The organism is Streptomyces sp. NPDC111520 (assembly GCF_055635295.1).
This window is the reverse complement of sequence record NZ_JBVKBW010000003.1, coordinates 466,773-486,174: the sequence shown is the minus strand read 5'-3', so window position 1 is coordinate 486,174 and position 19,402 is coordinate 466,773. Positions and strand designations below refer to the sequence as shown.

Annotated in this window: 11 protein-coding genes and 1 pseudogene; 6 read left to right on the top strand and 6 right to left on the bottom strand. The window is 75.0% G+C overall.

Annotated elements, in window-relative coordinates; all coding sequences use genetic code 11:
* Positions 1-93 precede the first annotated feature (93 nt).
* The 3 genes from ACZ7MY_RS09630 to ACZ7MY_RS09620 all read left to right on the top strand — a co-directional run bounded on the left by ACZ7MY_RS09630 (position 94) and on the right by ACZ7MY_RS09620 (position 6,839).
* A complete protein-coding gene (locus ACZ7MY_RS09630) occupies positions 94-1,932 on the top strand; it encodes an HSP90 family protein (protein WP_499600739.1) in 1,839 nt (612 codons plus the stop codon).
* Positions 1,929-4,898, top strand: coding sequence for a tetratricopeptide repeat protein (locus ACZ7MY_RS09625; RefSeq protein WP_499600738.1), 2,970 nt, complete (start codon positions 1,929-1,931; stop codon positions 4,896-4,898). Before ACZ7MY_RS09630 ends, ACZ7MY_RS09625 begins: the two co-directional genes overlap by 4 nt.
* A gap of 99 nt (positions 4,899-4,997) precedes the next feature.
* On the top strand, positions 4,998-6,839 hold the full coding sequence (locus tag ACZ7MY_RS09620) for a glycoside hydrolase family 15 protein (protein WP_499600737.1): 1,842 nt from the start codon (positions 4,998-5,000) through the stop codon (positions 6,837-6,839).
* Here ACZ7MY_RS09620 and ACZ7MY_RS09615 read toward each other — a convergent pair.
* From ACZ7MY_RS09615 to ACZ7MY_RS09605, 3 genes and pseudogenes are all read right to left on the bottom strand, one after another.
* Positions 6,836-7,611 (bottom strand): annotated as a pseudogene (locus ACZ7MY_RS09615) (N-acetyltransferase). The gene ACZ7MY_RS09620 and the pseudogene ACZ7MY_RS09615 sit on opposite strands and share 4 nt — an antisense overlap.
* Before the next feature lie 50 nt (positions 7,612-7,661).
* Positions 7,662-8,891: an MFS transporter gene (locus ACZ7MY_RS09610; protein ID WP_499600736.1), complete on the bottom strand. Its 1,230-nt coding sequence runs from the start codon at positions 8,889-8,891 to the stop codon at positions 7,662-7,664.
* Between the two features lie 587 nt (positions 8,892-9,478).
* Positions 9,479-10,927: an NCS2 family permease gene (locus tag ACZ7MY_RS09605; RefSeq protein ID WP_499600735.1), complete on the bottom strand. Its 1,449-nt coding sequence runs from the start codon at positions 10,925-10,927 to the stop codon at positions 9,479-9,481.
* 944 nt (positions 10,928-11,871) lie between these two features.
* On the opposite strand from ACZ7MY_RS09605, the gene ACZ7MY_RS09600 reads away from it, so the two are divergent.
* Positions 11,872-13,710, top strand: a complete 1,839-nt coding sequence (locus tag ACZ7MY_RS09600) for a tetratricopeptide repeat protein (RefSeq protein ID WP_499600734.1) — start codon at positions 11,872-11,874, stop codon at positions 13,708-13,710.
* 48 nt (positions 13,711-13,758) lie between these two features.
* Here the strand turns inward: ACZ7MY_RS09600 and ACZ7MY_RS09595 are convergent, their stop codons facing one another.
* Complete coding sequence (locus ACZ7MY_RS09595; protein WP_499600733.1) at positions 13,759-14,505, bottom strand: SDR family oxidoreductase; 747 nt, start codon at positions 14,503-14,505, stop codon at positions 13,759-13,761.
* A gap of 251 nt (positions 14,506-14,756) precedes the next feature.
* Here ACZ7MY_RS09595 and ACZ7MY_RS09590 point away from each other — a divergent pair, with 251 nt between their 5' ends.
* Positions 14,757-15,521 (top strand): GntR family transcriptional regulator, encoded by a 765-nt coding sequence (locus ACZ7MY_RS09590; RefSeq protein ID WP_499600732.1) that lies wholly within the window; start codon positions 14,757-14,759, stop codon positions 15,519-15,521.
* A 60-nt stretch (positions 15,522-15,581) separates the two neighbouring features.
* Here the strand turns inward: ACZ7MY_RS09590 and ACZ7MY_RS09585 are convergent, their stop codons facing one another.
* Together ACZ7MY_RS09585 and ACZ7MY_RS09580 are read right to left on the bottom strand one after the other, a co-directional pair.
* A complete protein-coding gene (locus tag ACZ7MY_RS09585) occupies positions 15,582-17,204 on the bottom strand; it encodes an alpha/beta hydrolase (RefSeq protein ID WP_499600731.1) in 1,623 nt (540 codons plus the stop codon).
* A 334-nt stretch (positions 17,205-17,538) separates the two neighbouring features.
* Positions 17,539-18,696, bottom strand: coding sequence for an ROK family transcriptional regulator (locus tag ACZ7MY_RS09580; protein WP_499600730.1), 1,158 nt, complete (start codon positions 18,694-18,696; stop codon positions 17,539-17,541).
* A 128-nt stretch (positions 18,697-18,824) separates the two neighbouring features.
* Here ACZ7MY_RS09580 and ACZ7MY_RS09575 point away from each other — a divergent pair, with 128 nt between their 5' ends.
* Positions 18,825-19,271 carry a hypothetical protein gene (locus tag ACZ7MY_RS09575; RefSeq protein WP_499600729.1) on the top strand — a complete coding sequence of 149 codons (447 nt, stop codon included), beginning with the start codon at positions 18,825-18,827 and terminating at the stop codon, positions 19,269-19,271.
* The last annotated feature ends 131 nt before the right edge of the window (positions 19,272-19,402 follow it).

The following is a 19,402-nucleotide window of genomic DNA, read 5'->3' as shown; positions in this document are numbered from 1 at the left end:
CATACGATGGTCCGCAATCCGGCGGCCGCGATCACCCGATCGCCCTACCCGCGCCCCGCCCTCCCTCCTCGGGGATGCACCGGCGCCCCCACGATGACTGCAGATCAGACACCGCACACCTTCCAGGTCGACCTTCGCGGCCTGGTGGACCTCCTCTCCCACCACCTCTACTCCAGCCCCAAGGTCTACCTGCGGGAGCTGCTGCAGAACGGCGTCGACGCGATCACCGCCCGCCGGGCCGGGCAGCCCGACGCCCCCGCCCGGGTGCGCCTGCACGCCGCGGGCGGCCGGCTGCGCGTCGAGGACACCGGTGTCGGCCTCACCGAGTCCGACGTGCACGACCTGCTGGCCACCATCGGCCGCAGCTCCAAGCGCGACGGCCTGGAGAGCGCCCGCTCGGAGTTCCTCGGCCAGTTCGGCATCGGGCTGCTCGCCTGCTTCGTCGTCGCCGCGGAGATCCGCGTCGTCAGCCGGTCCGCCCGCACTCCCGACGCCCCGCCGGTGGAGTGGACCGCCCGTGACGACGGCTCGTACACCGTCCGCACGCTGCCCGCGCAGGAGCACCCCGAGCCCGGTACGACCGTGCACCTCACCGCCCGGCCGGGCGCGGCGGAATGGCTCGCCGAGGAGCGCGTGCTCGCCCTCGCCAAGGACTTCGGCTCCCTGCTGCCGTACGACGTGCGGGTCGGCGACACCCCCGTCACCGAGCGCCCGCCGGTCTGGGAGCGCCCGCACCCCGGTCAGGCCGCCCGCCGGGTCGCGCTCGCCCGGCACTGCCACGAGCGGTTCGGCTTCACGCCGCTCGACGTCATCGACCTCGACGTCCCCCTCGCGGGCGTGCGCGGCGTCGGCTACGTGCTGCCCGCCGCGGTCAGCCCCGCCCACCGCGCCGGCCACCGCGTCCACCTCAAGGGCATGCTGCTCACCGACCGGGCCGACGAACTGCTGCCGGAGTGGGCCTTCTTCGTCCGCTGCGTGATCGACACCGACAGCCTGCGCCCCACCGCCTCCCGGGAGAGCCTGTACGCCGACGAGACGCTCGCCGCCGTCCGCGAGGCGCTCGGCGAGCGCATCCGCGGCTGGCTGACCGAGCTCGCCGCGGGCGACGAGGAACGGCTCGCCCAGTTCCTCGCCGTCCACCACCTCGGCGTCAAGTCGCTCGCCCGGTACGACGCGGAGATGCTGCGGACGATGCTGCCGTGGCTGCCCTTCGAGACCACCGACGGGCAGCTCTCGCTCGCCGAGTTCGCCCGCCGCCACCCCGTCGTCCACTTCACCCGCACCGTCGAGGAGTACCGGCAGGTCGCCGCGATCGCCTCCGCGCAGGGCATCGGGGTCGTCAACGGCGGCTACACCTACGACGCCGACCTGGTCGAGCTGCTGCCCACCGTGCTTCCCGGCACCGCCGTCGCCGAACTCGACGCGGACACCGTCACCGCGCACCTCGACGCCGTCGACCCGGCCGAGGAACTCGCCCTGTCCGGCTTCCTCGCGGCGGCCCGCGCCCGGCTCGACGCGCTCGGCTGCGACGTGTCGCTGCGCACCTTCCACCCGATCACCGTCCCCGCGCTCCACCTGGACGACCGGGCCGCCCGCCACGAACGCGCCCGCGCCGAGGAGGAGGAGCAGGCCGACGAGCTGTGGGCGGGCATCCTCGGCTCGCTGCGCGGCGGCGCCCCGCGCGCCCGGCTGGTCCTGAACCACCTCAACCCGCTGGTCCGGCGGATCAGCGGCTTCACCGACCCCGAACTCGTCGGCACCGCCGCCGAGGCGCTGTACGGCCAGGCCCTGCTGATGGCCCAGCGCCCGCTGCGCCCCGCGGACTCCGCGCTCCTCAACCGCGCCTTCCTCGGCCTGCTGCAGTGGGCGGCGCAGACCGCGGACGGCCCCGCGGGCAGACCCGGCGACGCCGAACAGGAGGAAGGCCGATGAGCACCCAGGACCCGGCGGTCGAGACCGTACGCCGCGCGCTCCACCACAACAGGGAGGAGCCCGAGGGCCGCGCCCGCAACGCCGGTGCCGAGCGGCTCGTCGCCGAGGCCGAGGCCACCGGCGACTCCCCGCTGCTCCTCGACACCCTGTTCAACCTCGCGAGCGCCTACGCCTACAGCAGCGAGAAGGACAAGTTCTTCGTGCCCTTCGCCCGCCTGCTGCGCATGTGGGACGAACGGCCCGGGGACTTCGACGGCGAGAACACCCACCACCTGCACTGGATCTTCAAGTGGGTGGCCAACGGGATGCTCGACCAGCCCGACGTGCCGCTCGCCTCCATCGAGAAGTGGCAGCGCGAGATGGAGCACCGCTACCGCCTCGCGGGCCACTCCGAACGCGCCGTGCGCCAGGGCGAGTTCCGCATCGCCCGGCACCTGGGCGACACGGCCCGCGCCGAAGCCGCCCATGCCGCGTGGCTCGCCGCCGACCGCGACGCCATGGCCGACTGCCACGCCTGCGAACTGCACGGACAGGGCGGCTGGCAGGTCGACCGGGGCCGCGACGAGGAGGCACTGGACACCTGGCGGCCCGTACTCGCCGGGCAGTACACCTGCGCCCACGAACCGCACAACGTGCTGGCCTCCTCGCTGCTGCCGCTGGTCCGGCTCGGCCGGCTCGACGAGGCCCGCGCCCACCACCTGCGCGGCTACCGCCTGGTGCGCAGCATGGAGAGCATGCGCGGCGCGGTCTCCTCCCACGTCGAGTTCTGCGCCCTGACCGGAAACGAGGCGCGGGCGCTGGAGATCCTGGCCGAGCACCCCGCGTACTTCACCGACACCGGCGACCCCGACACGCTCATGGACCACCTGGCCGTCACCGGGCTGCTCATGCGCCGCCTCGTCGCCCTCGGCCACGGAGACCGCGGCGTCCCCGGCCCCGCCGGCACCGAATGGACCGCCCGCGCACTGCTGCCCCACGCCGAACGCGAGGCGGCCGCCGTCGCCGCGCGCTTCGACGCCCGCAACGGCAACGACGCCGTCAGTCGCCGGATGCGCGAGCGCCTCGCCGCCGTACCGCTCGTCGAGCGGCTCCCGCTGGGCGTCCGGGCCCTCCAGCGCCTCGCCGCGCCCTCCGCCGGCCCGCGGCACGCGCCCGTCCCCGCCGCGTCGGTGCCCGCGGGCGGCGACGACGTCCCCGCGCTGCTCGCCGAGGCCCGCGGGCTGAGCGAGGCCCAGCACCCCGACGCGGGCGCCGCCTGGGCCGCCGCGGGCCGCGCCGCGGAGCGCACCGGCACCGCCCTGGACGCCCTCGACCGCGCCGAGATCGCCGACCGCGCCGGGATCGGTGCCTTCGCCGATCCCGGCACCGCCGTACCGCTCTTCGGCACGGCCGCCGAACTCTTCGAGGCGGCGGGCAAGCCCGGCGAGGCCGCCGCCTGCCGCGCCCGCGCCGCGTACGCGGTGGCCGTCGCGGAAGGCGGCGCCGACAACGTCGCCGCGCTCGACACCGCCCTCGACGACCTGCGGAAGCTGTACGACACCGGCCGGGCCACCGCCCGGCAGCTCACCGGCGCCTGGCTGGCCCGGTTCGACGTCCGGCCGCCGGACGCCGAGACCGAGGCGGAACTGCTGCGGATCATCGCCTTCGCCGAGGAGCACCGCGACGAGGAGCGGATGACGGGACGGCTCGCCGACGCGCTCACCCTGCACGCCCGCCTCACCGCCGCCCGCGGCGACGTGGACGTCTCTGCCGGGCTCTTCGCGCGGGCCGCCGGCCTCCACCACGAGGCCGCGACCCCCTGGTACGCGGCCGAGCCCGAGGCGCTGCTCGCCGACCTCTCGCTGCAGCGGGACGACCACGCCACCGCCGAGGAGTCCGCCCGCGCCGCGCTGGAGCACGGCGCCGCCACCCTGGGCCCGGTGCACCGCGCCCACCTGCACACCGTGCTGGCCGCCGCGCTCGCCGAGCGCGGCGCCGACGCGGAGGCAGCCGACCAGGCCCTGGAGGGCGCCCACTGGGCGGACGAGGGCGAGGTGTCCGAGCAGCTGGGCGCCTGGGCGCGGCTCGTCCTCGGCGGCGCGCTGCTGCGCGAGGGCAGGGCCGCGGAGTCCGCCACCGTCCTGGAGACCGCCCTGCCCGACCTGGTGCGCGCCCACCACGACGGGCGGGTCGTCCAGGCCCGCTGGTGGCTGGGCGAGGCGCTGCGCGACCTGGACGAGCCGCGTGCCGCCGCCGAGCAGTTCCTGCTCGCCGCGGAGATCGCGCAGGGCTGGGACGAGCAGCAGGACCACGCGGTCCTCGCGAACCTGGCCGCCGACTCCCTGGAACGGGCGGGCCTGACCGGCGAGGCGGCCCAGGCGTACGACCGGGCCGGTGAGCTCTGGCGCGCGATGGGGCGCCCCGTCCCGCTCGTCCGCACCCTGCGCGCCCGGGCGTGGCTCGCCCTCCACGACGAACGGGACGGCCTTGCCGCGGGCCGCTCCGCGATGGCCGAGGCCGCCGCGGTCGCCGAGGAGGCCCTCGCCGCGGCGACGGCGGCCGGCGACGGGGCGGCCGCGGCGCAGCTGCGTGCCGAACTGGCCGGGACCCACCGGCAGACCGGCGAGCTGATCGTCCGCGCCTGTCCCGGCGAGCCCGGCGAGGACGACACGGACGGCTCGGCCCGCGCCGCCTACGAGGAGGGCCTGGCCTGCGCGGAGCGTGCGATCGCGCTCTTCGGCCCGGGTCCCGCGCGCAGCGCCGCCCAGCTGATGGCCGCCTGGCTGGAGGCCGACCTCGGACGGCCCGCCGCGGCCGCGGAGCGGGCCCGCGCCGTGATCGCCCTGTACGCCGGGGAGGACGGGGGCGGCGACGAGGTCGCGGCCCAGCGGCTCGCCGAGGCGCGCTCCGTCCTCGAGTACGTCGGCGAACGGCCCGCAGGACCGGAGAAGGCGCAGGCGGGGGAGGCGGCGGCCGGGGAGGCGTAGGCCCGGCGGGCGGCGCGGTGCTGACCGAGAAGGAGGAGCACCCGGAGGGTTAGTCTGAATGGTGGCTTTTGCCCTTCCCTGGCGTGCGAGGAGGCCACCGTGACAGCCGAAGCCCTCCGGTCCGAGTTCGCACCGGCTGACGGCCGGTACCTGCCGATCGCCGCCCACGGGCTCATCGGCGACCTGCGCAGCGCGGCGCTGGTCGGCACGAACGGCACCATCGACTGGTACTGCTCCGGGCGCTTCGACGCCCCCAGCGTCTTCGCCTCCATCCTCGACGCCGACCGGGGAGGCAGCTTCGAGCTGGCCGCGGACGTGCCCGCGCGCACCAAGCAGTTCTACTTCCCCGACACCAACGTGCTGATCACCCGGTTCTTCGCCGAGGACGGCATGGGCGAGGTCCAGGACTTCATGCCGGTCGTCGACGAGTCCCACGAGGCCGGCCGGCACCGGCTCATCCGCCGCGTGGTCTGCGTGCGGGGCGTGCTGCCGTTCCGGATGCGGGTGGCCCCGCGCTTCGACTACGGCACCGTGCCGCACACCGTCCACATGAGCGGCATGCAGGCGCTCTTCGCCACCGCCGCCCAGACCATCGCGCTGACCTGCTCGGTGCCGCTGGAGCACGACGACCGGGACGTGTGGGCCCAGTTCAAGCTCTCCGAGGGCGAGGCCGCCGTCTTCGCCCTGGACCAGGTCGGCGACGGCGTCGGACCGCGCGGCTGCCCGCTGACCGAGGCGGAGGAGCAGTTCGACAAGACCGTGCAGTACTGGCGGCACTGGCTCTCCCAGTCCAAGTACCGGGGCCGCTGGCGCGAGATGGTGCACCGTTCCGCACTCACCCTGAAGCTGCTCACCTACGCGCCCACCGGCGCCATCATCGCCGCGCCCACCACCAGCCTCCCCGAGCGCATCGGCGGCGAGCGCAACTGGGACTACCGCTACGTCTGGATCCGCGACGCCGCCTTCTGCGTCTACGCGCTGCTGCGGCTGGGCTTCACCGACGAGGCCGAGGCGTTCATGAACTTCCTGTCGGACCGCGTCTGCGGGGGCGGTCCGCGCTGCGCCGCCGGCCCGCTGCAGATCATGTACGGCATCGACGGCCGCTCCGAGCTGCCCGAACGGGAGCTGGGCCACCTGGAGGGCTACGCGGGCTCCGCACCCGTCCGGGTGGGCAACAACGCCGTCCACCAGCTCCAGCTGGACATCTACGGCGAGCTCATCGACTCCCTGTACCTGTACGACAAGTGGGGCAAGCCGATCTCCAGTGCGCACTGGGACACCGTCTGCGAACTGGTGGACTGGGTCTGCGACAACTGGGACCAGCCCGACGAGGGCATCTGGGAGACCCGCGGCGGCCGCAAGCCCTTCCTGTACTCCCGCGTGATGTGCTGGGTGGCGATCGAGCGCGGCATCCGCATGGCCAACCACCGCGGCCTGCCCGCCAACCGCGAGCGCTGGTACGGGGCCCGCGACGACCTCTACCGGCGGATCATGAGGAACGGCTGGTCACAGGCGCGCGGCGCGTTCACCCAGAGCGAGGGCGAGGACGTGCTGGACGCCTCGGTGCTGATGATGCCGCTGTCCAAGTTCATCTCGCCGACCGACCCCAAGTGGCTCTCGACGCTCGACGCCCTCGGCAAGGACCTCGTCTCCGACTCCCTGGTCTACCGCTACGACCCCCTCGCGAGCCCGGACGGCGTCCCCGGCGACGAGGGCACCTTCTCCATCTGCTCCTTCTGGTACGTCGAGGCCCTCACCCGCGCCGGGCGCAAGGACGAGGCGCGGCTGGCCTTCGAGAAGATGATCACCTACGGCAACCACCTCGGCCTGTACGCCGAGGAGATCGACCGGGCCGGCGAGCAGCGCGGCAACTTCCCGCAGGCCTTCACGCACCTGGCCCTGATCAGCGCCGCCTTCAACCTCGACCGGGCGCTGGGCTAGCCAGGTCTGGGCTGGCGGCCGCCGGTGGCGTGCCGGACCCACACGTTCGGCTCGACGTACACGGCCTGGTCGTGCGCGGTGTCGCAGTGCACGGGCACCAGCGCGCCGGGCACCTCGACGGCGCCGTCGCGGTCGAAGGGCAGCCCCGTCCAGCGCCGCCACTGGGCCGGCGTCCCGCTGACCGTCATGGAGGCCGGAGCGACCTTCACGACGACGCCGCCCGCCCTGACGTGCACCCGCAGCAACGTTCCTCGGGCAGCCCGTCCTCGCGGAGCAGGCCGACGTAGTCGGTCATGGGCAGCCGCGGCCGCAGGTGCTTGGCCGTGGGACGGACGGGGGCGAACAGCGCGTCGTGGCCCACCTCCCGCGCGGCGTCGCGCAGCGCGGCCACCAGGCGGTGCGACAGGCCGCGCCCGAGGTGACCGGTGTCGACGGTGATCTCCAGCGCGCTCGCGGCCGTCGCCGGCCGCCCGGCGCGCAGATCGTCGTACGCCCACACCAGTACGCGGTCCCAGCCCTGGTCGGGGGTCTCCTCACGGCCCTCGCCGGTGGCGTCGAAAGGGACGGCGAAGCCCCGGGCCACGACCCGGTCGCCGTCGGTGGCGACGACGCAGTGACGCGGGAAGTCCTCCGCCACCCGGTGCAACAGGGCCCCGGCGACCGGGTCCTGGGGGATGAAGGCCGGCCAGTCCTCGGAGATCTCCCAGAGCCGGGGGAGCAGCTCGGGGCGCTCGGCGAGGGTGGTGATGCGGATGCTTCCGGTGTCGTTCACGAGCCCGCACCCTGCCAGACGCCCCCGCGCCCCGGCATCCGGGTTTCCGCTCAGGCCGCCCGGCCCACGCTGGAACGCGCCACGTCGGAACGCGCCACGACTGCGCCGGCACGGCGCCCCACCGCCACGGCGCCCCGGGCCCCGGAACCGGCGCCCCGGGCCACCACGGTGAGCGGCACGGCGGCGAGCAGCAGCAGGCAGGCCAGGACGCCGCCCATCAGCGGGAAGCCCAGCCGGGCGCCGAGCAGCGCACCGGTCAGCGGCCCGCAGGCCACCCCGAGCGAGGACGCCGAACCGGCGTACACCGCCCAGCGGCCGCGCGGGTCGAGGGCGGCGGCCAGGCCGATCGCGTACGAGAGCACCACCGGGTAGACGGTGTTCCACAGCACCTCGCCCACCGCGAAGGCCACCGCGCCGCGGGCCGAGGCGCTGGCCGCCACGCACACGGCGATCACGACGGTGCCCACCCCCACGGGCACCGCTCGCCCGAGGCGCGGACCGAGCGCACCCGCGCCCATGACGCCCAGCAGCCCGCCCCCGAGGGCGGCCGCGAACACCATGCCGACCGCCGCCTCCGACAGGCCGACCCGGTCCAGCCCGATGCGGCCGCTCACCCCCCACAGCGCGTTCTGCGCGAGCGACCAGCACAGCATCGACGCGGCGAGCACGGCACCGGCGCCCACGTGCGGCAGCGACGGCCCGACGGGCGGCGCGGCGGCCGCGGCCCGCGGGCCGGGCCGGGCGGGCAGCCGCCGGGTCAGCGGGAGGACGAGCAGCGCGGCGGCGGCGATGGCCGCGAAGGGCAGGGCGTGGCCGCCGCCGAGCCGCGGCAGGACCAGGTAGAGCGTCCCGGCCGTCGCGGAGGTGGCCAGCAGCCCGAGCACCGTCACCCGGTGCGACTCCCGCTCCCCGGCGATCCCGACGGCGGCCACCGCCGAGGAGGTGCCGGAGCCGAAGCCGCCGGCGACGCAGCCGAGGACGACCAGCGGGACGACTCCGGTGGCCGCGGCCGTCGTGAAGCCGCCCGCGATCATCAGCAGTCCGTACCGGGCCAGCCGCGCCCGGCCGATCCGGTCGACCCGCGAGGCGAGCATGAAACCGGCGCCGGCCGAGCCGAGCAGCAGCGCGCTGCCGACCGCCCCGGCCTGGGAACCGCTCAGGGCGAGCCCGGTGGTCAGGCGGCCGACGACGGTCGGCATCAGGTACGGCGCGAGGTAGCCGGCGCAGAAGAGGGCGACGAGCGGCAGCAGGGCGCGCGAGGGCGCGGTCCGCGAAGACATGGGCGTTCCTGGAGGACGGCCGAAGGCACGGCGAGCAGAGGGGGAGTGGTGCGACCGTCGACGGACAGGAACGCGCGGAACCATGTGTATCAAGCAACCAGGCTCGCCGATAAGGGGGGATTCCCCACTCAAACCCGCTGTTGCCGAATCGAGATCAAACGCTCGCATGAGGCCCACACGCCCCGGTGCCCACACCCCCGTCCGGCAGCGGCGGCGAGGCCCCCGGTCCGCGCCCGCCCGCACCCGGAACTCCGGTCCGGGGACGCGGTGTTCGGTGGCGGTACGGCGCGGGCGCGCCGGCCGGTGCCGGCCGGTGCCGTCCGGTCGCGGGCCGGTCTCCCGCGGCAGCGCCCGCCGGCAGGCCGCCGCCCGGCACGGCGGGACGCACGTCCGGGGACGTGCGCCACGTCACACCGGAGGATCCGGAACGGGCGGGAACTCCGTCCCCGCGCCGGTAGTTCGACAGGTACGGGCCGAGCGCGGAGCGCCGGTCCGGCCAGCGGCCCCGACCGGGGGCCCCCGTCCCGGTCGGGGTCTTCACCGTGAGGCCGCGGGAGGCCGCGCCGGCCCCCGCGGCCCCCCGGGCGCTACTTCACCCCGAGCAGCTGCTCGATCGGGTCGATCGCGAAGTAGACGACGAAGAGCGCCGACACCGCCCACAGCAGCCAGTGCACCTGCCGCGCCTTGCCCAGCACGGCCTTGAGCAGCACGAAGGCGATGAAACCGGCACCGATCCCGTTGGTGATCGAGTACGTGAAGGGCATCACGGCGATCGTCAGGAACGCCGGGAGGGCGATCTCGAAGTCGTCCCAGCCGATGTTCTTGACCTGGGTCATCATCAGGAAGCCGACCGCGACCAGCGCCGGCGCCGCCGCCTGCAGCGGCACGATCGTCAGCAGCGGGCTCAGGAAGAGCGCCACCGCGAACAGACCGCCGGTGACCAGGTTGGCGAAGCCCGTACGCGCCCCCTCGCCGACGCCCGCCGCCGACTCGATGTAGGCCGTGTTCGACGACGCGGAGGCCGCGCCGCCCGCGACGGCCGCGGCACCGTCGATGAGCAGCACCCGGCCCAGGTTCGGGACCTTGCCCTCCTCGTCCAGCAGGCCCGCCTCGGCGGTGATGCCGACGACCGTGCCCATGGTGTCGAAGAAGTCCGACAGGATCAGGGTGAAGACCAGCAGCACCACCGTGATGAAGCTGACCTCGGCGAACCCGCCGAAGAGGCTGAAGTGCCCCAGCAGCCCGAAGTCCGGCGCGGCGAACACGTCGTCGGGCACCTTGGGCGTGGTCAGCCCCCAGCTCTTCACGTCCGCGACGGCGTCGACCACGATCGCCAGCACGGTCATGGCGACGATGCTGATCAGGATGGCGCCCTTCACCTTGCGGGCCAGCAGGGCGATCGTCAGCAGCACCCCCAGGCAGAAGACCAGCACCGGCCACCCCGACAGCGCCCCGCCCCCGCCCAGCTGAACGGGGACCGTGGTGTTCGCGGCGTCCGGGATGCGGCTGACGAAGCCGGCGTCCACGAAGCCGATGAAGGCGATGAACAGGCCGATACCCACGCTGATCGCCTGTTTCAGCGGCTGGGGTATCGCGTGCATCACCGCCTCGCGCAGCCCGGTCACCACCAGGACGCAGATGACCACGCCCTCGATGACGATCAGGCCCATCGCGTCGTCCCAGCTCATCAGGGTCGCGATCTGGAAGGCGACCACGGCGTTGAGCCCGAGGCCGGCCGCGATGGCCAGCGGCAGGTTGCCGCCGACGCCCATGACGATGGTCATGACGGCCGCCACCAGCGCGGTGGCGGTGACCAGTTGACCGGTCGACAGGACGTGGCCGAACTTGTCCTTCGCGCTCCCGAGGATGATCGGGTTCAGCACGAGGATGTACGCCATGGTGAAGAAGGTGGCGAAGCCGCCGCGGACTTCACGGCCGAAGGTCGAACCGCGCTCCCCGATGCGGAAGTAGCGGTCGAGTGCGTTCTGCGGTGGTGGTGGCGAGCCCTTCGCCACGTCGGTGGCCTGAGCGGACATGGTGCTCCTCGGGGTTGGTGCGACAACCTGACGACCTGCTGGAGGCTGGGGGGATTGTGTACGCCGGAACGCCCCCTCGGGTTTTGAATCCGTTTCCTTGTGTTAACGAATCGGCACCGCCCGGCGGGTGGGGCCGGTCCGCGGATGTGCCGGTGCCGGTGCCGGTGCCGCTGCCGCTGCCGCTGCCGCTGCCGCTGCCGCTGCCGCTGCCGCTGCCGGTGTTCGGCTGTCGCGCCGTCTCGCGCCCTTCGGGCGCACAGCGCCGGTAGCGGGTGGGAGGGTGGCGGTCCGGGGCCGGTCGGCAGTGTGCGGCCCGGTGGTCGGCTGGGGTTCAGGCGCCGGAGCGGGCCCGGTTGTTCGTCTGATGCCGGTCTCGTTGCCGTCCGCGGGTGCAGATGGCCGGTGACCACGCCCACCCTTGGGTGGCGCGCCCGCCGTAACCGGCGTCTGCGGGTGCTTCCCCGATCCGAGGATCGGGCTCTGTTCCGACGTCCATACCGTCGAAAGCGAGCCCGATCTCCCGCCGACCGCCCGGACAGCACCTCGAAGCACCCGCAGTCGCGGGTTACGGCGGGCGCGCCCACCACCCACGGATGGCGTGGAAGCGGCCGTCTGCACCCGCGGACGGCAACGAGACCGCCGCCAGGGGAGAGGCAACCCGCTCCGGCGCCTGAACCCCGGCCACGCACCCACCCGCACACGCCGACGAGCCCCGGAGCGCCACGCTCCCCTCCGCAGCCCGCCGCTGTGCGCCCGAAGGGCGCGAGACGAACCCGCACCCATTCACCGGCCCCACCCACCCACCCCCGGGCACGAAAGTAATGCGAGGGTCGAGATGTCCGGCCGGCCGGACACCGCCCGGCGCGCGGCCTCGGATTCAACGGCGTCCGTTAGGGTGCCCCGGTGGCGGGGGCGCCAGGAGCGGTACGAGGTGGGGAGCGGCTGTGCGGGATCATCCGGAGGGGAACGAGGGCGGGGCGCGACTGGAGGCGGAGGGCGAAGTGGCCACCGCACGCATCGCGCTGGCCGGGGGCGACCTGGAGCACGCCGCCCGGCACCTGGAGGACGCGCTGGCCCGCGACCCGGGACTGCCCGAGATCCACGAGGCGCTGGCCGAGTTCGCCGCGCGGGTCGGTGGCGCGGAGGCGGCTCTGACGTACTTCGCCCCGGAGGAACGGGCGTTCATCGGCACCGTGGCGGCGCGCGGACACCTCTGCGCCGTCGCGGGCCACTGGGACGAGGCCGTCGGCCTGCTCGCCCAGTGCGCCGGCCACGAACCGCAGCGGCCCTGGCTGGACGTGGCGTGGCTGCGCCGTCCCGACATCGCGGAGCTCGTCACGCCGGACACCGTGGCCCGCGCGGCGGCCCGCGTCGCGCCCCAACTGCCCGACCCGGTCGACGAGGAGCGGCGCGGTCCCCTGCTGCCGCTGCTCGACCTGGTCCGCGCGAGCGTCGCGCACCACCCCGACCACACGATGCTGCTGTGGTGCGGCTCCACCCTCGCCCGTCGCATGGGCGGCACGGAGGAGGCCGTGGGCTGGGCGCGCCGATCGTACGAGCTCGAACCCTCCCACCCCGCCGCCGTGATGCTCGGCTACGCGCTGCGCAGCGCCGGCCGTGCCGAGGAGGCGCTGGAGGTGTGGCAGGCCGAGGTGGCCCGCGACCCCTCCGACCTCGACCTGTTCGTCGACATCGCCGAGCTGCTGGACTCCCTCGGCCGTCCCGCCGAAGGCGTGGTGTGGGCCGAGCGGGCCGTGTCGGCCGACCCCGCGCACCCCAAGGCGGCCCCGGCGGTGCACGCGCTGCGGTACGCGGTGGAGCCCGGCCTGCGGCACCTGGTCGCGCTCGCCGACCACCTGCGGGCCGAACCCGGGCACGGCTACGCCGCGGACCTGCTCACCCGGCTGAGCCAGGGCACGCCGTGGCTCAACTGGATACCCGGCGGCAGCGAGGCGGTCGTAAGCCTGCTGCACCAGGCGCTCGGGCAGTCCGTGCCCGGCGACGCGGGGCTGACGCTCACGGTCTCGGCGCTGGAGCCGCCGAGCGCGCTGCTCGCGCTGCGCTCCGCCTACCCGAACGCGGTGACGGAGATCCAGTCCGTGCCCGAGCCGGACCTGCGGATCGCGCCGCACCCCGTCGAGGTCTCGCTGTGGGCCTACGAGGGCACTACCGCGAGGCCCGCCGTCCGCCCGCCGTCCCCGGAGGCGGCCGAGGCGGTGCGCCGTGTGGCGTGGCACGGCTGGCCGCACCTGGTCGCCGCCTACGACGACGCGGTGGGGCTCTCGGCGCTCGACCCCGAGGACCTGCTCGGTGTGCTGGTGCACCCGCCGGCCCCGCGCGAGGACGAGCTGGGCCGCGCGCTCGCCGCCCAGGCTCCCGACCTGTGGATCCGGTGCGTGCAGGTCTGGGCGTGCCTGGGCCTGGCGCACCACCGCACGGACGAGCCCTGGGCCGTCTCCCGGCGCCGCACGCTCCTCGTCGACGTGCTGAACAACGCCGAGGACTGGGTGTGCGAGGCGGCCGGGCTCGCGATCGTCGCGACCGCCTGGACCGACCCCGCCGTACGCAAGGACGCCGCCGAGCTGATCGGGCGCCGTCTGCTGGACGCCCTGGAGGCGCGGCAGAGCCGGGTCGTCACCCTGACCTGGTCGCTGTGCCACCTGGCCCTCGCCACCCCGGAGCTGATCCCGCAGGTGGCGGCGCTCGCCACGGACGTGCTCCGCATGATCGACACCGAGGGCGACGGGGAGGCCGCGCACGCCGGGGCCGACGCCCAGGAGTAGCGGCGGGCGGCGGATCGCCGCGCGCCTCACGAGCTGCCGGAGGCGGCGCTACAGGCCGCCGGAGACGCGCAGCACCGCGCCCGTGGTGTACGACGCGTCCGGCGACATCAGCCACGCGACCGCGCCGGCGACCTCGTCCGGCTCGCCGGGCCGCCGCATGGGCACGCGCTCCGGGTTGCGCCAGGGCCGCTCGGGGTCGCCCATCGCGGCGTGGATGTCGGTCACGATCATGCCGGGCTGCACGGAGTTGACGCGTACGCCGTCCGGCGCCAGTTCCTTGGCGAGGCCCACGGTCAGCGCGTCGACCGCCGCCTTGCTCGCGGCGTAGTGCACGTACTCCCCGGGACCGCCGAGCGTCGCGGCGCCGGAGGAGATGTTGACGATCGCGCCGCCCCGTCCGCCGTGCCGGGTGGACATCCCCAGTGCCGCGCGCCGGGCGCACATGAGGGCGCCCATCACGTTGACGTCGATCACCCGGCGCATCACCTCGACCGGGGTCTCGGTGAACCGGCCCAGCGGCCCGGTGACGCCCGCGTTGTTGACCAGGCCCGTGACCGTGCCGAGCTGCTCGTCCACGGTGTCGAAGAGGGCGTCCACCTGCCCGGCGTCGCTGGTGTCGACGCGCACCACCACGCAGCGGCCGCCGGTGTCGCGCACCTTGCGGGCGGTGTCCTCGGCGGCGTCGGCGTCCTTCTCATAGCCGATGCCTACGGCGTGACCCTCGCGGGCCAGCCTCAGGGCCACCGCCGCGCCGATGCCGCGGCCGCCTCCGGTGACCACCGTGACCGGACCCATGCCAGCTCTCCCTCGCTCGACGTGATCACCAACGCTACCAGCGTGCGAACGCGCCATGACGGGCGCGAACACCTCGTGAACAGCTCGCGGCCGGGCCCGGCGCACGTCGTCAGGCCCCTGAGCATTGGTCTTGACCAAGCCGGAGGGCAGCTCTATCGTCGCCTAGTAGTGCAAGAACCTTTAATAAAGAGCCGTTCGGAAACAAGGCTGAACAAACCCCGGACGGCGTCAGGCCGATTGCGGAGGACAGGGTGGGGACCACGCAGCTCGAGAACGTGCCGGAGCCCAAGTACTGGCACCTCAAGACCGTGCTCATCGACGCGCTCGACTCCGAGTTCGAGGTCGGCGAGATCCTCCCCAACGAGCGTGACCTCGCCGCCCGTTTCGGCGTCGCCCGGGCCACACTGCGCCAGGCGCTGGAGCAGCTGGAGCTGGAGGGCCGACTGCAGCGCCGCCGCGGTGTCGGCACCACGGTTGCCCCGCCCCGCGTGGGTGTCTCCGTCGGCCCGTCGAGCGGCAGCTGGCCCGGTGCCACGGGTGACGCCTGGCGCACCGTGGGCTGCGTCGAGGCCACCGCGCCGGCCGCTGTCGCGGAGGCGCTCGGCACCGGCACCGACGAGGCGGTGCACACCGTCCGCCGGGTCCGGTCGATGGGCGGGCAGTCCGTCGCCACCGAACTGCTCTACGTCCCGCGGTCCTCCGTCCTCGGCCTCGCCCGCGACCTGACGCCGGCCGGCCACGCCCCCGCCGTCCTGCGGGAGTTGCACGCCCTCGACCTCGACGGCGACGACCGGGCGGTGGAGCTGGGCTCGGCCCGCGCCGAGGACGCCAAGCAGCTCGACCGGCTGCCCGGCGCCCCCGTGCTGGTCGTCACCACCCGCTACTTCAGCGGCGGACGCGTCGTGGCGGTGGCCGTCGCCACCTACCGTGCCGACACCTGCCGGCTGACCTTCGGCGACAGCGGCGCGATGGAGATCACCCACCACGGCCAGGAGCGGCACGCCGCCGCTTCTTGACGGGGTGCGGCGGTGCGGCCGCGCGTCCTGACCGGACGCCGGCCGCCGCGGCCCGTCCGGTCAGTAGAAGCGGCCCGTGTTGGCGTCCTTGGCGCCCTTGTCGCCGGACGGCACGGGCAGCGGGTGCCCGGAACAGCTGACGTCGCGGTCGCCGACGGCGCCGGACACCAGGTAGCGGTCGACGCGTGCGGTCACGCACTCGTTCCAGAAGCTGATCAGGCCGTGCGAACCGCGCCCCGCCTCGGTGATCATCCGTGAGCCCGGCAGCCTCCGGTGCAGTTCGACCGCGCCCTCGTACGGCGTGGCCGCGTCCCGCTCCGACTGGACGATCAGCACCGGCGGCAGGCCCGACCCGGGGCGCGCCCCGACGTCCACCGCCCGCCCGCCCTCGACGGGCCAGGAGGCGCACGGCAGGTTCAGCCAGGCGTTCGCCCAGGTCTCGAAGGGACGCTGGCGCGCCACCCGTGAGTTGTCGCGGTCCCACACGCTCCAGTCGCGCGGCCAGGCCGCGTCCGAGCACTCCACTGCCAGGTAGACGGCGTCGCCGTTCTCCTGGTCCTTCGCGTCCCCGGGGTCGGGGGCGGCCGCGGCGACCAGCGGGTCGTCGTCGCCGCGCAGGTAGCGGGAGAGGAGGTGGGCGAAGGTGACCCAGCGCTGGTCGTAGTAGGCGGCCTGCACCGCCGCCGAGTGCAGTTCCCCGGCCCCCACCTTCCCGGCCGGGTGCCTGCCGAGCATCCGCATCGCCCGGTCGAAGCTCGCCTGCACGCGCCCGGGCGTCCCGCCCAGTCCGTACACGGCGTCGTGCCCGGCCGCCCAGGCGCGCCAGTCCGCCCAGCGGCGCTCGAAGGCGACGTCCTGCGCGAGGTTGGCGCCGTACCAGATGCCGCGCGGGTCGGGGTTGACGACGCTGTCCACGACCATGCGGCGCACGTGGGCGGGGAAAAGGGTGGCGTACACCGCGCCCAGGTACGTCCCGTAGGAGACGCCGTAGTAGTTCAGGCGGGGTTCGCCCAGGGCGGCGCGGATGACGTCGAGGTCGCGTGCCAGGTCCGCGGTGCGCATGTTCCGCAGCAGCGGGCCGCCGCGCGCACCGCAGTCCGCGGCCTTGCGCCGGGCCTGCGCGCGCTTGTCGGCCTTGACCGCCTCGGTGGCCAGGCGCGGGTCGGCGCTGGGGGCGTGCTGGTGACCGGCCGGGTCGTGGCAGGACAGGGGCGCGGAGTGGCCCACCCCGCGCGGGTCGAAGCCCACCAGGTCGTACGTCCTGGCGGCGGTCTCCCAGACCTTGCGGGTGACGGTCCCGGCGCCGGGCAGGCCCACCCCTGGGAACCACAGCCCCGACGCCCCGGGGCCGCCCGGGTTGAACACCAGGGCCCCCTGCCGGACGGAGGCGGGGCCCGCTGCCCGCAGCCGGCTCACGAGCAGGCCGATCCTCGCGCCGCCCGGCTCCGCGTAGTCCACCGGCACCCGGACGGTGCCGCACTGCACGGGTGCCTTCAGCCCGCTGTCGGCCGGGCAGGCCCCGAAGGTGATGCCGGTGGCCCCGGCCGCCCGGGCCGCCACGGCGGCCCCCGCCATCCGTACCTGCTCGGCGGCCACGGGCTCGGGGAAGTGCGCGGCGGCCGGGGCCGTCGCCGCGCCGGCCGTCAGGACCACGGACCCTGCCAGGACCACTGCTCGCCGCACGCGGACGCCCTTTCGCCGGCCGCGCCCGCCCGCGCGGCACGCTCGCCGATGCGACGGATCGTCGGCTGGTCGGACAACCCGGCAAAGCAGGCAGGCCGGTGGACCGCGGAATTTCGCCCGGATTGCCCTGACCGGCGGCCCGCCGTCCGCCCGGCCCCGCGCCGAAGTCGGCCCGGCCGCCGTGCCGCGGCCCGCGGCGACGTCGTCCGGGGAGCCGGACGGCGGCCGTAACGACGGGGCCGGCCTTGAGGACGCCGTCCGCGAGCGCGGCCCGCCGCGTACGGTGCTGGCGCCTTTCGGTGCCCGGACGCGCCCGTCCCAGCCGCCCTGCCGCTCAGCGGCCGAGCAGCGAGGTCCTGGCCACCGCGAACAACTGCTCCTCGACGTGGTCGAGCGCGAGCCGCAGCGCTCCCGTCGCGACCGCCTCGTGACCCAGCGCCGACAGCGCGACCTCCGGCGGCCGCAGGCAGTAGCGCGCCAACTCGGTGCGCAGCGGCTCCAGTACGCCGTCCAGACCGGCCGCCCAGCCGCCGATCACCACCAGCTCCGGGTCTATCGCCAGCACCAGCGCCGCCACGTCGTGCACCAGGCGCTGCAGGAAGCGGTCGAAGGCCTCACGCGCCTGGACGTCCCCCGACCGCGCGAGCGCGAACACCTCGGCCACCGCGGACTCGTCCAGCGGGTGCAGCGGCGTCCCGGTCGTGGACAGCAACCGTTCGGGCCTCGCCTCGCGGCCCAGCAGGTGCAGCGCCCCGATCTCGCCGGCCGCCCCGCCGAAGCCGCGGTGCAGCCGGCCGCCGATCAGCGACCCGGCACCGGGGCTCAGCCCGGCCAGCACGAACACCACGTCGTCGGTGCCGACGGCCGCGCCCTTCCAGTGCTCGGCGACGGCGGCGGCGTTCGCGTCGTTCTCCACCAGGACGGGGCAGCGGAAGGAGCGGCGCAGCCGTTCCCCCAGCGGCAGTCCCGTCCAGCCGGGCAGCGCCGTGCTCAGCCGCACCGCGCCGTCGGTCTCCACGATCCCCGGGCTGCCGACGCCGACCGCCCACAGCGTGCTGCGGGCCACACCGGCCTTGCGCAGCAGTTCGGCGACGATGCCGCGGACCCGCTCCAGGCGCTCCTCGGCGGGCAGCGTGTCCGCGACGTCGTGCGCCAGCGACCCCAGGACACGGCCGCTGAGGTCCGACAGCAGCGCGCGGATCTGCCGGGCCCCGATCTCCACGCCCAGCAGGTGCCCGGCCTCCGCGTGGAAGCGGAACCTGCGGGCCGGACGGCCCTGCTTGCGCGCGTCGCCGGGCTCCTGCGGCGCCTCGACGACCAGGCCCGACTCCGTCAGGCCCTCGATCACGCCCTCGACGGTCGGCCGTGACAGCCCCGTCGACTGCACCAGTTCCGTCAGGCTCACGGCGGGCTCCCCGCGCAGCGCGTGGAGCACCACCGCGGAATTGATCCGCCGGAGCAGGGACGGGTCCCCGCCGGTGATCCGCCCCAACGTACGTCCTCCCTGCTTGCGCGCGTGTTGGCCGGATCGTACCTGCCCCGGCGGCCCGCGGCGAGTGGCACCGGCACAGGGTTACTGACTCGATGTCAAGTGTCAGAGGCGCGGGGTTTACTGGATCCATGGACCTGCCCGGCCACGTGGCCACCGTCGACGCGCTGCGCGCCCGCCCCTTCCCGGCGCGGGACGAGCGCCGCGGCGCGGTCGACAGCGGCCCCGGCTACCACATAGCGGACCTCCGCGTCAGCGAGGACTTCTGGGACGCGGACGGGGACCACGCGCGCAGACGGCAGGCCGAGGAGGACCTGGAAGCCGAGTGCCAGGCCCTCGTCGAGGTGTTCACCGAGCGCTGGGGCGTCCCCGAGACGGTCGACCTGACCGCCCACCTCGAACGCCTCGTCGAGGGGGAGCCCGTGCCGGGGCCGCTGCGCACCCTGTGCAACTACGCCCAAGAGGCGTGGGCCTGGCGCGTCGACGGCCGCTGGATCGGCGTGTGCGTGGGCCAGTGGGACGCGGAGCTGCCCTTCCAGCTCGTGGCCGCCGTCGGCGACGCCGCGGCCGTACCGTGACGACGCCGTAGGGCTCGACGCGCATGGGCTGCCCGTCACGACGGCGCCCCCGAACCTTCGTCACCGGCCGCGCGCTGCCGAATCCGGTGCCGCGCCAAGGGGAAAGCCCGTTCGGCGTACGGGTTTCTCAA

What these genes read in the sequence shown, in the direction of transcription:
- ACZ7MY_RS09630 (WP_499600739.1), top strand. Translation starts at nt 94, where the DNA reads ATGACTGCAGATCAGACACCGCACACCTTCCAGGTCGACCTTCGCGGC.
- ACZ7MY_RS09625 (WP_499600738.1), top strand. Translation starts at nt 1,929, where the DNA reads ATGAGCACCCAGGACCCGGCGGTCGAGACCGTACGCCGCGCGCTCCAC.
- ACZ7MY_RS09610 (WP_499600736.1), bottom strand. Translation starts at nt 8,891, where the DNA reads ATGTCTTCGCGGACCGCGCCCTCGCGCGCCCTGCTGCCGCTCGTCGCC.
- ACZ7MY_RS09605 (WP_499600735.1), bottom strand. Translation starts at nt 10,927, where the DNA reads ATGTCCGCTCAGGCCACCGACGTGGCGAAGGGCTCGCCACCACCACCG.
- ACZ7MY_RS09595 (WP_499600733.1), bottom strand. Translation starts at nt 14,505, where the DNA reads ATGGGTCCGGTCACGGTGGTCACCGGAGGCGGCCGCGGCATCGGCGCG.
- ACZ7MY_RS09575 (WP_499600729.1), top strand. Translation starts at nt 18,825, where the DNA reads ATGGACCTGCCCGGCCACGTGGCCACCGTCGACGCGCTGCGCGCCCGC.